General features: G+C 64.1%; 20 protein-coding genes. 15 read left to right on the top strand and 5 right to left on the bottom strand.

The features are described 5' to 3' along the window. Nucleotides 1-57: 57 nt before the first annotated feature. The 3 genes from QM590_RS14500 to QM590_RS14510 are packed head-to-tail and all read right to left on the bottom strand — an operon-like array spanning nucleotide 58 to nucleotide 2957. The gene (locus QM590_RS14500; protein WP_269595416.1) at nucleotides 58-1029 is read right to left on the bottom strand and encodes an ABC transporter substrate-binding protein; all 972 of its coding nucleotides are present in this window, start codon (nucleotides 1027-1029) and stop codon (nucleotides 58-60) included. Nucleotides 1030-1083: 54 nt separating this feature from the next. Beyond that, nucleotides 1084-2181: an ABC transporter permease gene (locus QM590_RS14505; protein ID WP_082898561.1), complete on the bottom strand. Its 1098-nt coding sequence runs from the start codon at nucleotides 2179-2181 to the stop codon at nucleotides 1084-1086. Next, on the bottom strand, nucleotides 2178-2957 hold the full coding sequence (locus QM590_RS14510) for an ATP-binding cassette domain-containing protein (protein ID WP_068046988.1): 780 nt from the start codon (nucleotides 2955-2957) through the stop codon (nucleotides 2178-2180). Before QM590_RS14510 ends, QM590_RS14505 begins: the two co-directional genes overlap by 4 nt. 408 nt (nucleotides 2958-3365) lie before the next feature. Between QM590_RS14510 and QM590_RS14515 the strand changes: the two genes are divergently transcribed. Beyond that, nucleotides 3366-4091 (top strand): SDR family oxidoreductase, encoded by a 726-nt coding sequence (locus tag QM590_RS14515; RefSeq protein WP_068046991.1) that lies wholly within the window; start codon nucleotides 3366-3368, stop codon nucleotides 4089-4091. Nucleotides 4092-4122: 31 nt separating this feature from the next. Further along, the gene (locus QM590_RS14520) at nucleotides 4123-5130 is read left to right on the top strand and encodes a LacI family DNA-binding transcriptional regulator (RefSeq protein WP_269595415.1); all 1008 of its coding nucleotides are present in this window, start codon (nucleotides 4123-4125) and stop codon (nucleotides 5128-5130) included. On the opposite strand, the gene QM590_RS14525 is transcribed toward QM590_RS14520, so the two are convergent. After that, nucleotides 5115-5669: a P-loop nucleotide/nucleoside kinase family protein gene (locus tag QM590_RS14525; protein ID WP_269595414.1), complete on the bottom strand. Its 555-nt coding sequence runs from the start codon at nucleotides 5667-5669 to the stop codon at nucleotides 5115-5117. The two genes, QM590_RS14520 and QM590_RS14525, sit on opposite strands and share 16 nt — an antisense overlap. 102 nt (nucleotides 5670-5771) lie before the next feature. On the opposite strand from QM590_RS14525, the gene QM590_RS14530 reads away from it, so the two are divergent. The 7 genes from QM590_RS14530 to QM590_RS14560 all read left to right on the top strand — a co-directional run bounded on the left by QM590_RS14530 (nucleotide 5772) and on the right by QM590_RS14560 (nucleotide 14366). Then, entirely contained in the window at nucleotides 5772-6776 is a 1005-nt protein-coding gene (locus QM590_RS14530; RefSeq protein WP_269595413.1) for a LacI family DNA-binding transcriptional regulator, read from the top strand. Nucleotides 6777-6786: 10 nt separating this feature from the next. Then, nucleotides 6787-8142, top strand: a complete 1356-nt coding sequence (locus QM590_RS14535; protein ID WP_269595412.1) for an FGGY-family carbohydrate kinase — start codon at nucleotides 6787-6789, stop codon at nucleotides 8140-8142. 70 nt (nucleotides 8143-8212) lie between these two features. After that, on the top strand, nucleotides 8213-9097 hold the full coding sequence (locus QM590_RS14540; protein WP_269595411.1) for a hypothetical protein: 885 nt from the start codon (nucleotides 8213-8215) through the stop codon (nucleotides 9095-9097). A 71-nt stretch (nucleotides 9098-9168) separates the two neighbouring features. Continuing rightward, a complete protein-coding gene (locus tag QM590_RS14545) occupies nucleotides 9169-10248 on the top strand; it encodes an alpha/beta hydrolase (protein WP_269595410.1) in 1080 nt (359 codons plus the stop codon). Between the two features lie 68 nt (nucleotides 10249-10316). Beyond that, nucleotides 10317-11942: a long-chain fatty acid--CoA ligase gene (locus QM590_RS14550; protein WP_269595409.1), complete on the top strand. Its 1626-nt coding sequence runs from the start codon at nucleotides 10317-10319 to the stop codon at nucleotides 11940-11942. Nucleotides 11943-12042: 100 nt separating this feature from the next. Then, nucleotides 12043-12420: a hypothetical protein gene (locus tag QM590_RS14555; protein WP_269595408.1), complete on the top strand. Its 378-nt coding sequence runs from the start codon at nucleotides 12043-12045 to the stop codon at nucleotides 12418-12420. After that, entirely contained in the window at nucleotides 12417-14366 is a 1950-nt protein-coding gene (locus QM590_RS14560; RefSeq protein ID WP_269595407.1) for a primary-amine oxidase, read from the top strand. Before QM590_RS14555 ends, QM590_RS14560 begins: the two co-directional genes overlap by 4 nt. Before the next feature lie 45 nt (nucleotides 14367-14411). Here QM590_RS14560 and QM590_RS14565 read toward each other — a convergent pair whose 3' ends face one another. Then, entirely contained in the window at nucleotides 14412-15182 is a 771-nt protein-coding gene (locus QM590_RS14565) for a GntR family transcriptional regulator (protein ID WP_269595466.1), read from the bottom strand. A 244-nt stretch (nucleotides 15183-15426) separates the two neighbouring features. On the opposite strand from QM590_RS14565, the gene QM590_RS14570 reads away from it, so the two are divergent. From QM590_RS14570 to QM590_RS14595, 6 genes are read left to right on the top strand one after another with little or no spacing between them, the layout of a single operon-like run. Continuing rightward, complete coding sequence (locus tag QM590_RS14570) at nucleotides 15427-16191, top strand: inositol monophosphatase family protein (RefSeq protein ID WP_269595406.1); 765 nt, start codon at nucleotides 15427-15429, stop codon at nucleotides 16189-16191. A gap of 5 nt (nucleotides 16192-16196) precedes the next feature. Then, entirely contained in the window at nucleotides 16197-16475 is a 279-nt protein-coding gene (locus tag QM590_RS14575; protein WP_094640059.1) for a hypothetical protein, read from the top strand. Between the two features lies 1 nt (nucleotide 16476). After that, on the top strand, nucleotides 16477-18039 hold the full coding sequence (locus QM590_RS14580; protein WP_269595405.1) for a sodium:solute symporter family protein: 1563 nt from the start codon (nucleotides 16477-16479) through the stop codon (nucleotides 18037-18039). 2 nt (nucleotides 18040-18041) lie between these two features. Beyond that, nucleotides 18042-19307 carry a M20 family metallo-hydrolase gene (locus QM590_RS14585; RefSeq protein ID WP_269595404.1) on the top strand — a complete coding sequence of 422 codons (1266 nt, stop codon included), beginning with the start codon at nucleotides 18042-18044 and terminating at the stop codon, nucleotides 19305-19307. After that, on the top strand, nucleotides 19304-20713 hold the full coding sequence (locus QM590_RS14590) for an amidase (RefSeq protein ID WP_269595403.1): 1410 nt from the start codon (nucleotides 19304-19306) through the stop codon (nucleotides 20711-20713). Before QM590_RS14585 ends, QM590_RS14590 begins: the two co-directional genes overlap by 4 nt. Beyond that, complete coding sequence (locus tag QM590_RS14595; protein WP_269595402.1) at nucleotides 20710-21645, top strand: phosphotransferase family protein; 936 nt, start codon at nucleotides 20710-20712, stop codon at nucleotides 21643-21645. The genes QM590_RS14590 and QM590_RS14595 overlap by 4 nt, the downstream gene beginning before the upstream one ends.

The following is a 21645-nucleotide window of genomic DNA, read 5'->3' on the forward strand; positions in this document are numbered from 1 at the left end:
GGGCATGGTCTGCCACCAGGAGCACCACCGCAGCTGAAGGGGGTTACACGTCAGGGATCAGCAGGACGACTTGTAGACGTACTGCGCGCCCTCGCCGTCGATGTTCTCGGCGGTGATGACATGGAAGCCGGTCGAGATGTCGGCGGTGACCGGCTCGTCGTTGATGGCGGCCATGGCCTGCGCGACACCGTCGGTGCCGATGGTGTCGGGCTGCTGCGCTATCAGCGCCTGCACTGTTCCCTCACGAAGCTGCTTGACCTGGGCGGGGCCTGCGTCGAACCCGACGATCTTGACCTGATCCTGCTTGCCTGCCTGCCGGACGCCCGTAGCCGTGCCCTCGGCCGCGAACGTGTTCGCGGCGAAAATTCCGACGATATCGGGGTCCTTCGCCAGAGCGGCCGAGACCAGACGAGCAGCCTCGGCCGGGTCGTTGTGGCTGTACTGGACTCCGAGGTAGTCGAATGCCGAGTTGGCCCCGACGGCTTCCTCGAAGCCGGCCACCCGGGCGTCGGCGGTGGAGATCCCGGGGTCGGTGGAGATGACCAGAACCTTGCCTCCGGATGGGTTGAGTTGCTCGATGGCGTTGAACGCTTCTGCCCCACCCCCCTTGTTGTCGGACGAGATCGAGGAGACCGCGATGGACGGGTCTTCCAGGGTGGTGTCGACGAGTACGACCTTGATACCTGCTCTGGAGGCTGCCTCGAGTGGTGCCTGCATGGCGGCCACGTCGGTGGGCGCGATGAGGATTGCCGACGGCCGCGATGCGACAACCGAATCCACGATCGGCTTCTGCAGGGTGGGATCGAACTTGACCGGGCCCTGAGTGTCGACTGTGACGCCTGCGTCCTTTGCCGCAGCTTCGATTCCGCACTGCATGCTGATGTAGAACTCGTCGCCACTGACGCCCTGAATGAAGGCGATGTTGCCGCTGCCGCCACCGCTTCCGGAGTCGGACGAACAACCCGCCAGGAACATGGCGGAGACCGAAGCGACACTCAGTGCAACGACGGCGGTGCGTGATGTGATCATGGTCGACTTTCTTGTAAGGGATTTGAGTAAAGGGAGTTCCGAGGCTGGCCGGAACTAGGGACTTCGAGACCAGAGTTTCTTGAGGGAGCTGGGCGATTGACCTCGGCTCGCTGCATCACGTCGGCGCTGATCGAAGTAGACCGCTGCGATGAGGACAGCACCGACGGCGACCTGCTGCCAGAAGGGCTGGACTCCGACGATGACGAAGCCGTTCTGCAGCACGGCAGGGATGAACAGTCCCACGACGGTGCCGAACATGGTTCCGATGCCGCCGAAGAGGCTGGTTCCGCCGATGACCACTGCCGCAATGACATTGAGGTTGGTCTGTGACTGTCCGGCGATGGCGGTGGTGCCGTACTGCGACAAGGACAGAATGCCGGCCAGTCCAGCGAGAGTGCCGGAGAGTGCGTAGACCTTGACCAGGTGCATGTCCACCTTGATGCCGACGCGCCGAGCAGACTGTTCCTTGGAGCCGACGGCAAAGGTATAGAGGCCGAACTTGGTGCGATGCAGCACGATTCCGAAGATCACCACGAGCACCAGTGCGATGCTCGAGATCAGCGGAATGGTGGTGGCCGGAAAGTTTCCGTAGCCGATGGTGTCGACCAGAACCGGTGGTACGTCGCGGATGTCGACGCCGCCGGTGATGACCTGCGAGAGCCCGAGAGCTCCGCCCAGGGTCCCGAGAGTCACGATCAGCGGAGGCACGTTGGCCTTACCGATCAGGAAACCGTTGAGCAATCCCCAGCAGAGGCCACACCCCAGTGCCACCACGATTCCGACGGCGGCAACTCCCCACCCGTCGCCGCCGATCGCGGCCATGGTCTTGGCCGAGACGACGCCGGAGAAGACGAGAACGGAGCCGACCGAGAGATCGATGCCACTGGTGACGATGACGAACGTCATGCCGATCCCGAGAACGGCCAGGATGGAAACGTTCTGGATGATCTGGCGGATGTTGCCCCACTCAGGGAAGCTGCCGGGCGCCATGATCGAGAACACGAGGCAGATCGCGGCCAATACGAGCACGATCTGGAACACCTGAACCCGGGCCAACTTACCGAGCGCTTCGACGAGATCGAAGGAGTGGCGAGACGGTGTGTCGCCGGGTGGCATCGGCTCGAGAGAAGGGCTGATGGTCTGGTTGGTCATCGTGTGGCTCCGGTGGTTGCGCCGGTCATCGCGCCGACGAGTTCTTCCATGGTCGTGTTCTTGGCGTCGAGAGTGGCGACGCGTTTGCCCATCCGCAGTACCTGAATGCGGTCGGCGACCTCGATCACGTGCGGCATCGAGTGACTGATGAACACCACGGCCACTCCCCTGTCCGCCACGCGGCGAATGGTGTCGAGAACGTTTCGGGTCTGCACGACGCCGAGCGCCGCGGTCGGTTCGTCCAGGAAGACAACACCTTTGGCCCAGGCGACCGCACGGGCGATCGCAATGGCCTGCTGCTGGCCACCCGACATGGCTCCGACGGGAACGGTGAGGCTGCGCACAGTGGCTCCGAGTTCGTTCAACGCGTCCTGCGACTGCTTGCGCATGGTGGACACATCGAGAAACCCTAGGTGCCCCAGTAGCCCTTTCGCCTGCAGTTCCCGGCCGAGGAACATGTTCTGCTGCGCATTCAGGTGGGGCGCGAGAGCCAGATCCTGGAACACCGTCTCGATGCCGAGTTCCGCTGCCACGGTGGGACTGTCGAGATCGACCGCAGTGCCGTCGAACAGGATCTCACCGGTGTCGACCGCGAGACTGCCCGAGAGCGCCTTGACCAACGTCGACTTGCCTGCACCGTTGTCGCCGATGAGGGCGACGACCTCGCCGGGGTAGATGTCGAAATCGGCGTCGTCGAGGGCGCGCACGTTTCCGAAGCTCCTCGACAATCCCCTCGCCTCGAGGATCGGTGTCGCCACAGGTGCAACGCTGGCCATGGATACTCCTTGGTCGAATCGAAAACCGTCGGGTGCGGGATGAACACCCCCACCGGTGCCTGTGCAGCACGGTCGGAGATCGTGATCTGCGAGGCAGGTCGAGCTCCCTGCGGGGCTCGTTGTGTAAACGAGTGTGACCCACGCAACCCGCATTGTCACGTGTTTCGTGAAAATTCATGTCACCGGTGACATGGCACAGATCCTGCCCACGGCTGAAGCCGCACCTTCGACCCGCTATCGGACCGAGCGGTACCGTCTCTGAACTGGAGATAGTTGCGATCTACTCGATTTTCGACCCAGTGGAACGGTGCTGAGGTACCGTCCATGACACCGATGTCATCAAGCACGCACATGCGGCGGATGACATCGATGACATGACCGATTCGGAAACAGTGAAGGTTGGCGCACATGGCGAAGTTCGACGGCCGGAAGATCTTGGTGACCGGTGCCAGCGGCGGTATCGGCTCGGCCACGGTGCGACGACTGGTGGCCGACGGGGCCGACGTCGTCGCAGCCGGTCAATCGGTGGATGCGTTGGACAAGCTCGCCGACGAGACCGGCGCGCAGCCTCTCGCGTTCGACCTGACCTCCGAGGACAGCGTGCGCGAGGCCGTCGAGGGACTCGAGCTCTACGGAGTGGTGAACTGCGCCGGCTTCGGCGGCGAGATCGCCACGCCACAGGACACCGACATCTCCGTCTTCGACAAGGTCATCGCCATCAACGCGCGTGGCGCTCTCCTCGTCATCAAGTACACCGTCCCCGCGATGATCGCCGCCGGTGCTGGAGCAATCGTGAACGTGTCGAGCCAGGCCAGTCTCGTCGCCCTGACGGGCCACATCTCGTACGGCTCCTCGAAAGCCGCCCTGGACAACATCACTCGGGTTTCGGCCCTCGAACTCGGCCGCCACGGAATCCGGGTCAACGGAGTCAATCCGACCGTCGTGATGACGGAGATGTCCGCGTTCTACTGGGGCCGTCCGGAGATCGAGGAGCCGTTCCTGGCACAGATGCCGCTGGGGCGCTGGGCCACCGAGGACGAGATTGCCGCGCCGATTGCCTTCCTGTTGAGCGATGATGCTTCCATGGTGACCGGGGTGTCGTTGCCGGTGGACGGCGGCTACACGAGTCGATGACGAGCGGACGACGAGCAGACGGGGGTAGATCATGACCACCATGCAGGATGTCGCGGCACTGGCCGGAGTCAGCGCCAAGACCGTCTCACGGGTGTACAACAACGATCCGCACGTCGACCCCGAAACGCGCGCTCGCGTCACCGATGCCCTGAATTCACTGAACTACGTTCCGAACACGATGGCGACGTCGTTTCGCAACGGTCAAGCGGCAGCGATCGGTGTGGCCGTGCCCGATATCGACGATCCGTTCTTCTCCTCCATCGCACGAGCCATCGAGGAGCGCGCCCGCGAGGACGACATGGCCGTGTTGGTCACGAGCCTGGGGCACGACGGTGACCAGGAGCAGGCTCTGGTCGAGTCGCTGCTGCGTAGACAGTTGAGCGGCTTGATCATTGCGCCGACGGGTTCCGATCACGGTTACCTGGAGCGCTGGATCGACAAGACTCCGACGGTCTTCGTCGATCGCGCACCCGACGGCCTCAAAGCCGACAGCTTCGTCGACGACGATCACGGCGGGGCGGTGTTGGCCACCGATCATCTGCTTCGGTTGGGACACACTCGCATCGCAGTCATCGGTGACAGTGCCAATATTCCTACCAGCCGGAATCGGCTCGAGGGGTATCGAGAGTCGTTGCAGGCCGAAGGAATCGAGTTCGACGAGTCGCTCGTTGCGCTCGGCGTCATGGGCCGCGACGATGCACGCCACGCCCTGACCGCACTGACCGCACTCGACGATCCACCGACGGCGCTGTTTCTGTCCAACGCACGCGTGGCCATGGCATGCGTGCCGGTGCTGCAGCAGATGGAATTGCTGCATCTGGCGTTCGTCGGATTCGGAGACTTCCCGCTGGCGGATGCAGTGTGGCCGCCGGTGACGGTGATCGACCAGAATCCTGCTCGGCTCGGCCGATTGGCCATCGAGCGACTACTCGGCCGAATCGAGAATCCCGGCAAGCGCTTCAAGCGCCGCAATATCCTCGGCGTCGAGCTCATCGAACGCCGATCATGCACGCCCGGAAGCGATCACCGCTGCGACTGATCCTCGAGCGCCTGCGCAACCAGATCGACCTGCAGTGCTGTCGACAATTCGGCGTCGATCCGCAGATGTGGAACACGCGGCTTCTCCACCGGAGGATCCATCGGCCGGTGTGCGTCGCGCTCTGCCCCGCGGGCGGCCCGTCGACGCGCCAACAGCTCCGGCGAGCCGTCGACGTGCACGACCATCGTTGCTGCGGGGGCCACCTGCGAGACAAGTCGTTCCCACTCCGTGCCCGCGGTCAGTTCGCGAGTGAAAGGCGCGACCAGAACGGGGCTCTGACCGATCTCCACGAGGTCCCTCGCAGCAGCGAGCAGTACTGCATACCGGCCGGCCCGGATGCGTTCCGCGTGCGGGCCCGCACTGTTCCAGTGCGGGCCGTCCAATAGCGAATCCAGTTGATCGAGTAGCGGATTGGTGATTGTGTCGAGATCGAGCAACGCAGTACCGAAGCGGCGCGCGAGCTCGCGACCCAGGGTGGTCTTTCCACTTCCTGCAGCACCCGCGACAACCAGAACCGGCAGTTGATCCCGATCGATCACGGAAACGTCTTGACAGACATGAGGCATAGCGGGAATCATACAAGACAACGTTGTCTCGCACCGTTGCTACAGCGAACACAATCCCTCCGATCGAGAGTTCACGTGACCGAGCGCGCAAGCATCAAAGACGTCGCCGCATTGGCAGGCGTCAGCTTCAAGACCGTCTCCCGTGTCGTCAACGGCGTGGACACGGTCTTGCCCGAGCTGCGCGAACGCGTCGAGGCCGCGGTGCAGACGCTCAACTACGTCCCCAATTCCGCTGCGCGCTCGTTGAAATCGGGATCGGGAAACACCATCGGGATCATCGTCGATTCGATCGACGACGTGTTCTTCGCCTCCTTGGTCAGTGCGGTCGAGGATCGCGCTCTCGAACACGGACTGGCCGTCATCGTCGGCAGCACCGGGTTCGACGCTCACCGCGAACGTGACCAGCTGGCGCTGCTGGCCGGTCAACACGTGCGGGGGATCATCCTCGCGCCTGTCGGCGATCACAGCGACTTCCTCGTGCCTCGGCGTCGAACATTGCCGACCGTGACCATCGACCGTTCCATCCCGGGCTTCGATTCGGTCATCGTCGACGATTACGGTGCCGCCAAGCACGCCGTCGAGAAACTGGTCGCGAGCGGGCACACACGAATTGCGTTGCTCGGCTTCGACGATCGACTGCAGACGGCCCAGCTCCGCCGCGAGGCGTACCTCGACGTCCTCACCGACCTCGGTCAGACACCGGACGCCGCCCTCGCACCCCCCGTCTCGCACGCCGCGGATTCGGTACGGCCGGTAGTGAAGAAGCTACTGGCATCGCGCAATCCGCCGACCGCCTTCTTCGTCGCCAACGCACGGCATGCGACGGCCGTGGTATCGGTGCTGCACGAGATCGATCGCACCGACGTTGCCATGGTCTCGTTCGGCAACTTCTCGCTCGCCGATGCTGTCAGCCCGTCCGTCACATGCATCGACCAGGATCCATACCGGATCGGCACCCTCGCGTTCGATCGCCTGGTGCAGCGCTTCGATGATCCCTATCTCGAAGTCGAGCAACAGATTGCGCCGACCACCCTGGTCGAACGACTCTCACATGCACTCCCCTTACCTGCACAGAAATGAGAACATCCCCGTGAATCCCAGACTCGTTGCGGGACTCGACCTCGGTAGCACCGGCATCAAGGTGCTCGTGATCGACGAGGCCGGAACCGAACTGCTCATCGAGCAGAGTCCGACGCCGTGGCATCACGGCCCAGGCGGAACCACCGACCTCGAGGCCGAGGACCTGCTCGCCACCATCGCGAATCTGCTCGACGCCGTCGCGCGGCGACTGCCCGAGGTGACCGGCGATCCCGCGTCGCGCATCGATGCGATCGCGGTGTCCGGAATGGGCGAGACGGGCTTCCTTCTGGATAAAGACAACGTTGTCCGCGCTCCGGCATTCGCATGGTTCGATCCGCGCGGGCAGCAGCAGGTCGATTCACTACCCCAGGATCTTCGTGATCGGTTCGCCGGCAAGACAGGCCTGCCCGTCGGCGTCCAGGTATCAGTGGTCAAGATCGCGCACCTCCGCGACAACGGTCTGAGCCTGGCCAGACTTCGTTGGTTCAATCTGCCCGAGTTCGTCGTGTTGTCCCTCGGTGGCCGCGCGGTGGCCGACTACTCGTTGAGTTCCCGGACCGGACTGCTCGATCAGGACACCGGCGAGCCGTGGACGGAGATGTTGACGCACTTGGGCGTCGGGGCCGAGTTCATCCCGCCCCTCGTCGACGCAGGCACCGACCTGGGGGTCGCAACCGGACCCGCCCTTCCCGACGCCATCGTGGGGGCACGGTTGACCGTGGCCGGACACGACCATCTCGTTTCCGCGGTGTCCGGTGGAGCCATCCCTCACGACCGGTACCACGTGTCGATGGGCACCGCCGAGGTTCTGCTTCGAGTGCTCGATGCTCCCCTGACTCCCGCGGCGCGAAGCCGTCTGGCCGATCACCTGATCAATTCGGTGCGGCACGTGGTTCCGGGCCAACACGTACTCGTCGCCGGGGTCAAGACCGGACTGTTGATGCGACGGGCGTTGCAGATGTGCGACATCACCGACCGCGCCGGGCGTGACCTGCTCGATCAGCGAGTGTGCGCGTTGCCTGCCGCCGGACCGTCCACCGACGGCGGGATAGAGATCGCCGGGGCCCGCAACGACGACGGGGTGCTGTCCATCACCGTGCGCACCGACGGAGTGAATTCGGCGGAGCTGTTCCGTTCGATCCTGTTGCACGGCAACGAGGAGATCGCCCGCCTCATCGCTGCCCTCGACGCCGAGGTTGCGCCCGCTCGGACCACGCTGCTCACCGGCGGTTGGGCGGGCATGGCCAGCGTCCGGGATGCCCGCGCGCAGGTGCTCCCTGATGTCTCGATCTCGACCCGCTCTCAGGACACCGCTTACGGCGCAGCACTGTTCGCTGCGCGACTACTGACGCTCATAGAAATCTGACCCCACATTTCTGCAATGAGACAACGTTGTCTCGTTGCTCGCAGCCCCAACCCATCACCAGGAGAAGACAATGAACGAACTCACCACCCTCGAGCGTCGCGGAATGGCCGCCATCTCCACCGCCGACGGCAACATGCTCATCGTCGCCGGAGACCAGCGCAACGGCATGAAGGCGGTCATGACGGACGCTCCCGACGGACCCGGCTCGGTCACGTTCGAGCAGCTCGCCGACGCCAAGGCTGATCTGGTTCGCTACCTCGGCAATCACGCCCCGGCGATCCTGCTCGACCCCGAGGTCGCACTGCCGAAGATCGTCGACGAGGGTGTGCTCTCGCGCAACACCGCACTCGTCGTCGGCATGGACGCCTCGGGCTTCGAAGAAACCGATGGACTGCGGTACACCCGGTACGTCGATGGCGTCACCCCGCGCGTCGTACGCGACCTGGGCGGCGATGTCGCCAAGATGCTGTTCTACATGCGCCCCGAACGGCAGGGCGTCGATTCCCGTGTCGCCGAGGAGATCCGCGACCTCGTCAAGGCCTGCTCCGCCGAGGGCCTGCTGCTTATCGTCGAAATCCTGACCTACAAGCTCGAGGGCGAATCGGACGAGGAATACAAGGCCGGCTTCGGCAAGATCATCGCCGACTCCACCCGCATCTCGGTCGAATGCGGTGCCAAGGTGCTCAAGCTCCCCTACCCCGGTTCCGCCGAGGCATGTGCAGCCGTTACCGAAGCGGCACAGGGTGTTCCGTGGGCAGTGCTGTCGGCGGGCGTCGACCACGAGACGTTCATCGAGCAGGTTCGCATCGCAGTGGCCAACGGCGCGCGCGGCGCGATGGCCGGCCGCTCACTGTGGAAGGACAGCATGGCCGTCTCCGCCGAGACCCGCGAGGACCTGCTCACCAACCGCGCACTCCCCCGTCTGCGCGAGCTGAACGAGGCCGTCGACAACTGACATCGTCCTTCGACCGAGCCCGGACACCCCGTCTCGGGTTCGGTCGACGCCGTTCTGGGTAGCGTGAACCCATGACGCATCCCTCGACGCACCTCGACATCGTCGCCGCTCCCGGCGTTTTCGCCGACCTCGCGACGGCGCAGGAACTGGTCGCCAGGGCGCTGTCGGCCCGAGGACTGACGGGCGGAATCGTCGACGCCGCAGCCGGTTCCGACGAGGTGATCGTAGTTCCCGGTGACGGGATCCCGATCGACACGTCGTCGCACGGCGGTGTCGTTCGAGTCGATCTGGGCCAGTGCACACCGGACAGATCGCCGGGCATCCGCACTCACATTCGCGGCCGCGGACTCGACGGTCTGCGATTCGCGATCGACAGCGTGTACTTCCACCGCTTTCACCCCGGAACGATCCTGCACTACGGGGATCACCCCGAGCAACGCGTCGAACAGCGGTTACCCGAGGGCGATGGCCCGTTTCCCGTCGCCGTGCTGATCCACGGTGGCTACTGGCGTTCGCGATGGGAATTCGACCTGATGGACGCGATGGCGGTCGATCTGACCGCGCGGGGTTACGCGACGTGGAACGTCGAATATCGTCGCCCCGACGAACACGGGTGGGATGCGATGACCGGCGACGTCGCGTCCGCGCTTGCAGCTCTGGAGACGGCACCCGGCGATCTGGATCCGTCCCGGGTAGTTGTGTTCGGCCATTCAGCGGGCGGTCAGCTCGCTCTGCGCCTCGCCGCCGATTCAGCCGGGAATGCCGTAACCCCTGCTCTCGCAGTGAGTCTGGCCGGCGTGCTCGATCTGAAGGTCGGCGATGAGCGCTGGCTCGGTGAGGGTGCGGTGTCGAATGCGATCGGTGCGCGATTCGCCGGTGCGCAGGAGACGTACGAGGCATCGTCGCCGATCGCGAGGCTTCCGCTCGGAGTTCCGCATCTGGTGGTGTGCGCGGTATCGGACGATCCCAACCTGCTCGAGATCAGTCGGGCGTACTACGCCGCCGCGTCGGCGGGCTCGGATTCGGTCGGCTCGGTCGAAGGACCCGGGGGCCACTTCGCGGTCATAGACCCCGCGGCGGAGATCTATCAGGACATGGTTCGCGAGGTCGACGCCCGAATCCGAGGTACCCGAGACCACGCGTCCGAGTAAGTCCGTATCGTGCATGGTGTGACGCGCAACACAACGACGTGTATGCCGAGACTTCAGGAGCGAGATCGATGAAGAGCACCATGCAGGACACCCCACTGTCCATCGGCCAGCTGGTTCGATTCGGGACGTCCATTCACTCCTCGGCCGAGATCACCACCTGGACGGACACCGGTCCGACCACGGTGACCTTCGGGGAATTGGGTAGGCGGGCAGCGCAACTGGCACACGGTCTGCGGTCGATCGGCATCGACGACGATCAGCGCGTCGGAACGTTCATGTGGAACAACGCCCCGCACATGGAGGCGTACATGGCGATTCCTGCGATGGGCGCGGTGCTGCACACGCTGAACATCCGACTCTTTCCCGAGCAGCTCACCTACATCGTCAATCACGCCGAGGATCAGGTGATCATCGCCGACGCGAGCCTGCTCCCCCTGCTGACACCCCTGCTGCCGACGTTCGAGACCGTGCGGCATCTCGTCGTCGTCGGCGTCGACCCGACGCAGGTCACTGCACCCGACGGTATCGAGGTGCTGGGTTACGAGGACCTACTCGCAGGCAAGCCGGAGGAGTTCGACTGGCCCGAGCTCGACGAACGATCCGCTGCCGCAATGTGTTACACCTCGGGCACCACCGGCGACCCCAAGGGGGTCGTCTATTCACATCGCTCCATCTACCTGCATTCGATGCAGGCCTGTATGACCGACGCGATGGCGATCGCGCAGTCCGACAAGGTCTTGGCCATCGTGCCGATGTTCCACGCGATGTCGTGGGGGTTGCCCTATGCAGCGCTGATGGTCGGCGCATCGTTGATCATGCCCGACAGGTTTCTGCAGCCGGCTCCGTTGGCGGAGATGATGTCGACACTGCGTCCGACGGCTGCGGCGGCAGTTCCGACCATCTGGCAGGCCCTGCTCGCTCACCTGGACGAGCACCCGGCCGATCTGTCGAGCCTGCGCGACGTGGTGGTCGGCGGTGCCGCATGTCCACCGAGTTTGATGCGGGCGTTCCACGAGAAGTACGGGGTGCACATCTCGCAGGCCTGGGGCATGACCGAGACCTCGCCTCTGGGTACCTCCGGCAAGCCCGATGTCGGCCTGTCGGCGGAGGATGAGTTCGACTTGCGTTGCACGCAGGGCAGATTCGTCGCCGGAGTGCGAGCACGACTCGTCGACGATGCAGGCACGGTGTTGCCGTGGGACGGCACGACCGTCGGTGAACTCGAAGTCCGTGGCCCGTGGATCACCGGCAGCTACTACCGCGCCGACGCCGATGACAAGTTCGACGACGGGTGGCTGCGCACCGGTGACGTGGGCACCATCTCCGAGGGCGGCTACCTCCGACTGACCGATCGCTCCAAGGACATCATCAAATCCGGTGGCGAGTGGATCTCGTCGGTGGAACTCGAGAACCAGGTGATGGGGCACCCCGCAGTTCGCGAGGCCGCGGTGATCGGGGTGCCCGATCCGAAGTGGGACGAACGGCCCCTGGTGGCCGTTGTCGTCCGCGAGGGCGCATCGGTGACAGCCGAAGAACTGAAGGAGTTCCTCGACAGCCGCGTCGCGCATTGGCAGCTGCCCGAACGTTGGACCTTCATCGACGAGGTCCCGAAGACCAGCGTCGGCAAATACGACAAGAAGCGACTGCGTAGCTCGCATGCCGACGGGGCATTGAACGTCATCGAATTGGTCTGATCCGGTCGGCGAGTTACACGTCCCTCACACGACCTACGAATACCAGTAATGGTCTACCCCTAACGTCGTAACGGACAGCGACGACAGGGAGTCCCGGACAGTGTTGATCAACCGTTGTGCAGCTGCACTGGCGGTGACCACGGCCTTTCTCCACCTGAGGATGGGGATCGGCAGCACACTCGGTGTTGTGGTCGCCGCCATGGCGGTGGTGTGCCTGCTTTGTGCTGCCGATCTGTGGCGGTCGACGAGCAATCGTCCGTGGGTGATCATGGCGACGTCGAGCGCCGTGATGCTGCTTGCGCATGCCTCCGGTCCGGCGGGGCATCATCAGGCCGTCGTGACCGACAGGGTCAGCGACGTCTCGGCGGCCTCGATTCTTGCTGCGACCGAACTCGCGCTCGCCGCCGTCGTCGTTTTCCTTCGCACGCGCCGCATCCCGCCGGAACTTCTCCACTACCCACTGCAGGAGCCACGATGACCGATACCTTTGCGCCCGTTCTAGTTCACCCCCTCGAACCGCTGACCCCGCAGGAGATTTCGAGGACGTCGGCGATCGTGACTCGCGAGCGGAGCCTGACCTCTGCTGCGCGCTTCGTCTACATCGAGTTGCTGGAGCCGACCAAAGCCGATCTGCAGCAATCGGATACGGACCGTCGAGTATTCGTCGTCCTGCGTGATCGTGACGCCCATGCCACCTTCGAGGCAGTGGTCTCGCTCACCCATGATGCCCTGATCAGTTACACCGAGATCGCCGATGCCCAGCCACCCATCACGCTGGAGGAATTCCTTCGCTGCGAGGACGTCATCAAGGCCGATCCACGGTGGCAGGAGGCGATGGTCAAGCGCGGCGTCACAGACTTCTCGCTGGCGATGGTGGACAAGTGGGCCAGCGGCCACACCATGGAGGGCGACAACCCCGGTGGCCGACGCCTCGCCCGCCCGCTGACGTTCGTACGAAGCGAAGCGCAGGAGAACGGATATGCGCGGCCCGTCGAGAACCTCGTCGTCACAGTCGATATGGACACGATGGAGGTGGTCGACGTCGCAGACACCGGAGTGGTGCCCATCCCACAGACTCCCGGCAACTACCTACCCGGATTCTACGAACGCCCCGGGAATGTCCCGAGGTTCCCCCACCAACGCGAACCGATGAAGAAGATCGACATCACCCAACCCGACGGTCCGTCGTTCACGGTGGACGGCCACTACGTCGAGTGGGCGAATTGGCGCTTGCGCGTCGGCTTCACACCTCGTGAGGGGTTGGTGCTGCACGACGTCGGTTACGTCGATCGCGGAACTCTGCGGCCGATCATTCATCGGGCGTCGCTGTCGGAAATGTACGTGCCCTACGGCGATCCCGGTGACAGCCAGTGGAACAAGAACGTGTTCGACGAGGGCGAGTACGGTTTGGGCGTTCTCGCGAATTCGCTTCAGCTGGGCTGTGATTGCCTCGGTGAAATTCACTATTTCGACGCGTACGTCAACGATCAGGACGGTCAGCCGATCGAACTTCCGAATGCGATCTGCATGCACGAGGAGGACTTCAGCATCGGTTGGAAGCACACCGACTTTCGCGACAACGTTGGCCAGGTCCGACGCAACCGTCGGCTCGTGGTGTCGTTCTTCGCCACCGTGGGCAACTACGACTACGGCTTCTACTGGCATCTGTATCTCGACGGGTCCATCGAATTCGAGATCAAGTTGACCGGCATCATCTCCACCGGTGCGATCGAGCCGGGCACGATTCCCGAGTTCGGCACCCTCGTCGCGCCCGGGCTCTACGGACCGCATCATCAACACTTCTTCAGCGTTCGCCTGGACATGAACGTGGACGGGCCACGCAACAATCTCTACGAACTCGAAGCCGAGGCCGTTCCCGCCGGGCCGGACAATCCGCACGGAAACGCGTGGCGTCAGACCAAGCGCCATCTCGCCACCGAATCGCAGGCGCAGCGCGTCGCCGATCCACTCCGGGCTCGTTCCTGGTTGATTGTCAACGCGGACAAGAAGAACAAGCTCGGCGGGCACATCGGGTACAAGATCGAGCCGTCCGGTGCGGTCGCTCTGCCTCTGGCACAGCCCGGTTCGCAGCAGGCTCGCCGAGGCGGGTTCGCCACCAAGCACCTGTGGGCGACGCCGTACGCAGAACGGGAACGCTATGCAGCCGGTGAGTACGTGGCCCAGAATCCCGGCTACGACGGCCTGGTGGCATACACCGCGCAGGATCGCTCACTCGAAGACGCAGACCTGGTCATCTGGCCGACGATCGCCGCTCACCACGTGGTGCGCCCCGAGGATTGGCCGGTCATGCCGGTCAGCCATGTGAGTCTGCACCTCAAGCCCACGGGATTCTTCGACGGCAATCCGATGCTGGATCTGGCACCGGAGACGCCGAAGCGCGCTGGGCATTGCTGCACCGAGTAGCCATCCGCGCCCAGGCCCGGGGACCACGGTCTCCGGGCCAGCTCTTTACGTCGACGTCTCGGTGACCGACGCACTCACCAGCGACGAGGTACGCACACTCAATCGCGTTCGGTCGGCGCGGAACAGGTCCACCGAATATTCGACGGGTCGTTCGGACTGGTCGTATCCGATGCGTTCGAGCTTCAGGATGGGCGTTCCCTCGGGTTGCCGGAGCAGCGAGCCCGCAGGCGCACTGATCGTCGCCAATTCGATGGATTCGTCTGCCATACAGACCGATACACCGAGCCTGGTGCGCAGCGCCTCGTACACCGAGTTCAACGGGGTTTCCAGAACTCGGCCACAGATGCTGTCGCTGAGGTACATCTGCTCGAGCGACAGCGTGTCGCCGTCCGCGAAGCGCAGCCGCAGCAGCGAAACCACCGGTCCGTCTCCCAGCACCTGCGCCGCCTCCGGGCTCGGCTCGGCGATCCGCGCCGAGATGACCTTGGTCCCGTCGCGAAATCCCTGTTCGTGCAGCATCTGTGGGACGCCCTTGACGGTGTTGAGGCTTCGCAGCAGTCGCCGGCTCTGACAGAGGGACTGCGCACTTTCCGGCGACGACGAACCCGGTGTCACCGAGGTCAGGAACGCACCGCCGACTCTCCCCTTCGTCCGTCGGATGACGCCGTCGCGTTCGAGAAGATCCAGCGCTTTGCGCAGCGTCGTCCGTGACGTGCCGAGTCGCTCGGCCAGTTCGCGTTCGGGAGGCAACCGGGCAACGGACCGCGATTCGAGCTCGGCAGCCAACCGAAGAAGCGCCGCGTGCGTCTGCTCCATCAACAGCACCGAATCACCTCGATTTACTCGTCACGACTGCAGAAGCCCATTCAATCTTCAATCAGGCCCGAGCAACACCCCTCGACCTGGGCATTAACGCACGATTAACACGGCGGGTGTCCTATGACCCGCAACCAGGTCACGCGTTACACGACGTTCACGTATCGACGAGAAAACCAGAAATGGTCTACGCCCATCGTTGCACCTACCCGAGAACGCAACATCTACCGAAGGGTGCAACACCGTGGAGGATTCCAGGTCGGCACGCGCCGCTCTCGGCGTGGAGCTCGCCCGCTCGGCGGGCGAGATCGCTCGTCGCTGGTTCGACACCTCAGCCCTCACCGTCGAACAGAAACAGGACGGTTCCCCTGTTACACAAGCGGATCGCGATATCGAGACGCACATCAGAGCCGGCGTCGCCGAACACTTCCCCACCGACGGCTTTCTCGGGGAGGAGTTCGGTGAAACCAGCGGCACCTCCGACTACCGATGGATCGTCGACCCGATCGACGGCACCAAGTCGTTCGTGCACGGAGTTCCGCTGTACGCCAACCTGATTGCGCTAGAAGAAGGCGAGCAGATCGTCTTCGGCGTCATCAACCTACCCAGCGCAGACATCCTCATGCACGCCGAGCGCGGCAAAGGGTGCTGGAAAAACGGTGAGCAGGTACATGTTTCGACCAGGACAGATCTGGACGGTGCCTATGTGATGGCAACCTGGCTCGAGGACTGGCACCCGGATACCATCGTCGACCTCCACGCCACGGGTGCCGTGCTGAGGACCTGGGGCGACGCCTACGGCTACATGATGGTCGCGAGCGGCCAGGCCGACGCAGTGGTCGACTACACGACGCAGATCTACGATCTCGCCCCCATGCCGGTGATCATCGAGGAAGCCGGCGGCACGTTCACCTCGCTCGACGGAGCGCGAGACTTCGACAAAGGCAACGGGATTGCGACCAACGGCGCAATTCACGACTCGGTTCTCAAAATAGTCAACCAAGGATGACGCACATGAAAGAGTACATTCGCGGCCTGAGCCGAAAGAGCATCATGACGTTCTTCGGCGGTATCTACGCTCTCGCTCTGCTCTTCGCACTGTTCCCCCCGCTGTACATGTGGGGCAGTGGCATTCGCTACGAGATTCTCGGCATTCCGTTCGCCATCATGTACTGGCTGATCAACGGAGTCGTTCTCGGACTCACACTCTGGGGTCTCTACATCGTCGAGGACATCCGCGGCGAACTCGACGAGGATCTCCTCCCCGCTACAGCACCGCTGACTGGAGAATGACATGTTGATCATGCTGGGAATGCTCGGCGTCTTCTACGCCGTCGTCATCTTCATCCTCTACACCACCCAACAGAAGACCTCCCCCACGTTCGACGAGTACTCGGTGGGCGGTCGCAGCTACGGCCCCTGGTACGTCGCGATGAGCTATGTCAACTCGTGGTGGCCGGGCTCGGTGTTCATCGCGTTCTTCGGACTCGCCAGCGGCGCAGGCGTATTCGGCCTCTACGGCCTCGCGTACTCCAGCCTCGGCGTTGCCATGATGTACTTCATGGCCACCCGCGCTTGGCGCTGGGGAGCGAAGTACAACCTCCGTTCACAGCCCGACCTACTGGGCCTGCGCTTCAACTCGCGCGGCACCAAGATCGTTGCCAGCGTCATCGGTATCGTCTCGCTCTTCCCCTGGGTGGTCCTCGGCATGCAGGCACTCGGCGAGGTCTTCCAGATCGCCAGTGCCGGAGCGTGGTCGGTCACCACGTGCCTGTTCGTCGGCCTGGCGGTCATCGTCATCCGTCAGTACTGGACCGTCAAGATGGGCATGCGCGGCCTGATCATGACCGACATGTTCCAAGGTCTGGTCGCCTACGTCTTCTCTGCGGCACTGTGCCTGATTCTGCTCTCCGGTGTCGCCGGCGGTCCGATCAGCTTCTCGACCCTCGGAGACGTCGCCGACGAGTACCTGCGCGTTCCCGGCGACGGCGACTCCTACGGCCCGTTCTACCTCTTCGCGCTCATCTTCACCGGTGTCGTCGGATCGCTGTGCTGGCCGACGAGCTTTCAGCGCATCTACACCGCGTCCAGTGTCCGCGCAGTCAAGTCCGGCACCATCCGCACCGTGCTGATCTCCGGCGTCTTCTACTCCCTGCTCATGCTCGTCGGCATCGCCGGCACGGTCATTCCCGCCGTCGCCGACTCGCCGCAGACCGGCTGGTTCACCATTGCCGAAAGCTACGGCGGAACCTGGCTTCTGGGGCTCGCCGCCACCATGGTGTTCGCCGCGTCCATGGGCCACATCGACGGCAGCGTGCAGGTCTGCGGACTGCAGATCGCCAACGACATCGTCAACTCCGACAAGCACAAGCTCACCGACAGCCAGCTCACCAAGGTGGCCAAGACGAGCATGCTCGCGTTCATGGCAGCGGCGGCCATCGTCGCCTACGCCACCTTCAACATGACGCGCCTGCAACTTCTCGCGCAGATCTCGTACCAAGGCGTTGTACAGCTTGCCATTCCGCTGTTCCTCGGCATCTTCTGGCGAGGCGGCAACGGTAAGGGCGCAGTCGCCGGAATGATCTCCGGCTTCACCGTCGCACTGGTGCTCACCGCCATCTTCCCGGACGACATCGTCGGGCTCGGCAGCCTCACCGGTGGCGTCGTCGGCATGGCCGTCAACCTGGCCGTGTTCCTCATCGTCTCCAAGGCCACCGGAACCACGGCCGAGGAGAAGGCCCGCGTCGACGAGATGTTCGAGGTCGGCAAGCGTCCTACCCGCACGGCACCGGTCGACCTGTCCTTCGAGGACCAGATCGAAGAACTGGCCACCAACCCCGCACCGGAAAAGATCTGACCGTGACATTTCTCGACGACTTCACCGCTATGTCGCAGTTCGGTGCCACCGCCGCCGGTGGTGTGCACCGCGAGGCAGCAACCGCGGACGACGGTCGAACCAGGCGGTTCCTCGCCGACTGGTTCGACCGGCACGGCTTCACCACCACTGTCGACGCGGTGGGAAACATGTACGGCACCGTGGAATTTGCGCCAGGCGCACCGTACGTCCTCGTCGGTTCGCATCTCGACAGTCAGCCGACCGCCGGGAAGTACGACGGGGCCTACGGGGTCCTCGCCGCAGCCCACGCTGCGTACGAGGTCGCCGAGTGCGTCGAACGTGGCTCGGTCGCACCACAATTCAACCTTGCGGTGGTGAACTGGTTCAACGAGGAAGGCTCCCGCTTCTCGCCCAGCTTGATGGGAAGCGGGGTCTTCATCGGCAAGTTCGAGGCCGACGACATCCTGAAGGTCACCGACCGTAGTGGTGTCAGCGTGCGGGATGCTTTGTCCGATATCGGTTTCCACGGCAATGATTCCGCTCCCGAGGCCGCCTCCTACGCCGAGATCCACATCGAACAGGGTCCCATCCTCGAGAGCACAGGCACGACGATCGGCATCGTCACCGCCAACTGGGCCGCGCGGAAGTACTCGATCACCGTGCACGGTGAGCAGTCGCACACCGGCGCAACTCATATGGCCCTGCGTCACGACGCGTTGGTCGGCGCATCCCGCATCGTGCTCGCTGCCCGCGATCTCACGACCCAGTTTCCGGAACAGGCGCTGCTGGCCTCGGTCGGCGAGTTCGACGTCGAACCCAACTCCCCCATCGTCGTGCCGTCGAAGGTCGCCATGGCCATCGACATCCGGTCCTCCGATCCCGAGGTTCTCGAGCAGGCCCACGAGAAGATGCTTGCAGCAATCGATTCCGTGAACGCCGACGGGGAGGTGCGCGTCAGCATCGACACGTCGGCGCTGCGACCCTCCACGAGTTACCAGATCGAGGGCGTCGAACTCGCCGAGGAAGCCGCCGAAGCCCTCGGATTGTCGTGTCGACGGATGCTCACCATGGCAGGCCACGACTCGGTGAATCTCAAGGACGTCGTTCCGACGGTGATGCTGTTCGTCCCCAGCGTCGACGGCATATCGCACAGCGAGAAGGAGCTCACCCACGACACCGACCTACTCGACGGCGTGAAGATGCTCGCCGAAACGGTCGCGCGCATGGTGCGCGGCGATATCGGGGTCGGCCTGCCCGTCGAACTCGCCGGCACGAAAGGCACTCGATGAATCCCCTCTTGACGAAGACGATCGCCGAGATTCGCGAGGCGTTCGGCAGCGGTGAGACCACTCCCCTACACCTGCTCGATGCCACGCTGGAGCATCTGGCGGCCATCGACCCCGTGATCAATGCGATGGCGTACGTGGATGAATCGGGTGCGCGTGCGGCAGCTCAGGCCGCGACCGATCGACTCGTATCCGGTCGTGCCCGAGGCGATCTGGACGGCATTCCAGTGACGATCAAGGACAGCATCCATGCGATCGGGATGCCGTGGCGTCACGGCGTCACCGCGAATGCGGACCTGCCGATGTCGACCGTCGACGCACCACCGGCTGCGCGACTGAAGGAAGCCGGTGCAGTCATCGTCGGGAAGACGACCATGCCCGACATGGGGATGATGGCAGCCGGCGTCAGCTCGCTGTACGGAGTCACCCGCAATCCCTGGGACCTCTCGCGCAACACCGGCGGGTCCAGTGCCGGCGCGGGTGCGTCGTTGGCGTCGGGCATCGGTTTCGGTTCTGTCGGTTCCGATATCGCCGGGTCGGTGCGGTTGCCCGCAGGACACTGCGGGCTCGTCGCATTGAAGCCGACGCAGGGCCGCATTCCGCATACCGCACCGTCGACCATGCGATCGGCCGGTCCGATGGCGCGCACCGTCGACGATCTCATCGATCTCTACGGTGTCATATCGAGGCCCGATCCACGGGACACGTGGAGCCTGCCCTACGAGGACACCACCGACATACGCGCAGGCCTGGCTCCTGCCGGACTCCGCATCGGCGTCATGCTGGACATGGGCTACGGTCCCTCCGTTTCCGACGACGTACAGGCCGTGGTGCGTTCTGCAGCAATGCAACTGAGTGCAGCGGGTGCCGTGGTCACCGAAATGCCGCCGGTCTTCGGCGCAGATCCGTACCCGGCGTTGGATCGCCTGTTCCAGGTTCGTGCGCGCACGGAGTGGGAGGCCATTCCCGAAAATCGTCGATCGCAGGTACTGCCCGCGGTCGCGGACTGGGCCACGGCGGCGGCAGGGTATTCGGCCGCTCAGTTCTCGCGCGACACCGATGCGGTGATGCGCTCGCAGGAGATGATTCGAGCGCAGACGGCCGAATTCGACTTCGTCATCTCGCCGGTCATTCCGACGGTGGGGTTCGGGGCCGAAGAGGTTGGGCTCGACCCGGCACAACCATTGGGCCACTGCAGTTTCACCGCCTGGTTCAACCAGACCGCACAGCCTGCCTCGGCACTCTGCTTCGGCTTCAGCGCACACATGCCCGTCGGCATCCAGGTCGTCGGACCGCGGTTCGCAGATCAGGCGGTGCTGCGGCTGACGAAATGGCTCGAAGGTGCGCGCGGATTCGAGATGGACTGGCCGACAGCTGTGGCCGCTGACACGATCGGAGCACTGGGATGACTGTGCGACAGACATTGAGCGAGTTGGGTATCTGGGCGACGGGCGACCTGACGCTGGACCCCAGTACCACCATGGCGAGCCCCAGTTGGTGGGGCGCTGACTCCGAGCGCTATTCGGCGCGGGCCGAGGTTGCGGACTCGGGGGCAGGGTCGGCCGCATACGTGAAGGTGATGGAACCGCATGCCCGCGACTACATCGATATCGCAGCTACGTTCTCCGCTGCAACCGCGGCCGGTGACGCGGGCGTCGGCCCCGCTGTCTTCTTCTCCGACGCAGAGTCCGGTGTGCTGGTGATGGAGGATTTCACCGGACTGTGTTCGACCGCAACGCTGGATCTGTTCGACGAGGATGCGAATGTCGAGAAGCTCGTGGCACTGCGGACCTCCGTTCACCGGCTCAGCGGAATCACCAGACGTGCGTCGGTGTTCGAGGACCTGGCGCATGTGCGGGGCCTGGTCGAGCGGGTCGGCGGTGCCTTGCCGGCCGACTTCGGCTGGATGCTGCGCACTCTCGGACCCGCCGCAGCGCGGATCGAGAGCGCCGGCGTCGACGCGGTGCCATGCCACGGCGACGGCAATGTCTCCAACGTCCTGGTGCTCGACGACGGCAGCATGCGGCTCGTCGACTGGGACGTTGCGGCGCTGATGGATCCGCTGCAGGACATCGGTGCGTTGCTCGCCGAAATCCGCCCGTTCGACACCGACGCACGTGAGGTGTTCGAGATGATGTGGGGGTCGTTCGACAGTGCGCTGTTCGACCGCGCCCGTATCTACGGCATCGCCGACTGCCTGCGGTGGGCCCTCATCGGCTCGTATGCGGATGCGATGAGGCCTGGCACGCACGAATATTCGAAGTTCTCCGACTGGCAGTTCCTGAGGGCGCGCGCTGGACTTCGCGACCCCCATTTCGACGACCGAGTACGGAACATCTGA

This window comes from Rhodococcus sp. IEGM 1372, assembly GCF_030056835.1.
In the GTDB taxonomy this organism is placed as follows: domain Bacteria; phylum Actinomycetota; class Actinomycetes; order Mycobacteriales; family Mycobacteriaceae; genus Rhodococcoides.

Coding starts and splice junctions, on each gene's coding strand:
- QM590_RS14500 (WP_269595416.1), bottom strand. CDS start 1,029: ATGATCACATCACGCACCGCCGTCGTTGCACTGAGTGTCGCTTCGGTC.
- QM590_RS14505 (WP_082898561.1), bottom strand. CDS start 2,181: ATGACCAACCAGACCATCAGCCCTTCTCTCGAGCCGATGCCACCCGGC.
- QM590_RS14510 (WP_068046988.1), bottom strand. CDS start 2,957: ATGGCCAGCGTTGCACCTGTGGCGACACCGATCCTCGAGGCGAGGGGA.
- QM590_RS14515 (WP_068046991.1), top strand. CDS start 3,366: ATGGCGAAGTTCGACGGCCGGAAGATCTTGGTGACCGGTGCCAGCGGC.
- QM590_RS14520 (WP_269595415.1), top strand. CDS start 4,123: ATGACCACCATGCAGGATGTCGCGGCACTGGCCGGAGTCAGCGCCAAG.
- QM590_RS14540 (WP_269595411.1), top strand. CDS start 8,213: ATGAACGAACTCACCACCCTCGAGCGTCGCGGAATGGCCGCCATCTCC.
- QM590_RS14545 (WP_269595410.1), top strand. CDS start 9,169: ATGACGCATCCCTCGACGCACCTCGACATCGTCGCCGCTCCCGGCGTT.
- QM590_RS14550 (WP_269595409.1), top strand. CDS start 10,317: ATGAAGAGCACCATGCAGGACACCCCACTGTCCATCGGCCAGCTGGTT.
- QM590_RS14560 (WP_269595407.1), top strand. CDS start 12,417: ATGACCGATACCTTTGCGCCCGTTCTAGTTCACCCCCTCGAACCGCTG.
- QM590_RS14565 (WP_269595466.1), bottom strand. CDS start 15,182: ATGGAGCAGACGCACGCGGCGCTTCTTCGGTTGGCTGCCGAGCTCGAA.
- QM590_RS14575 (WP_094640059.1), top strand. CDS start 16,197: ATGAAAGAGTACATTCGCGGCCTGAGCCGAAAGAGCATCATGACGTTC.
- QM590_RS14580 (WP_269595405.1), top strand. CDS start 16,477: ATGTTGATCATGCTGGGAATGCTCGGCGTCTTCTACGCCGTCGTCATC.
- QM590_RS14590 (WP_269595403.1), top strand. CDS start 19,304: ATGAATCCCCTCTTGACGAAGACGATCGCCGAGATTCGCGAGGCGTTC.
- QM590_RS14595 (WP_269595402.1), top strand. CDS start 20,710: ATGACTGTGCGACAGACATTGAGCGAGTTGGGTATCTGGGCGACGGGC.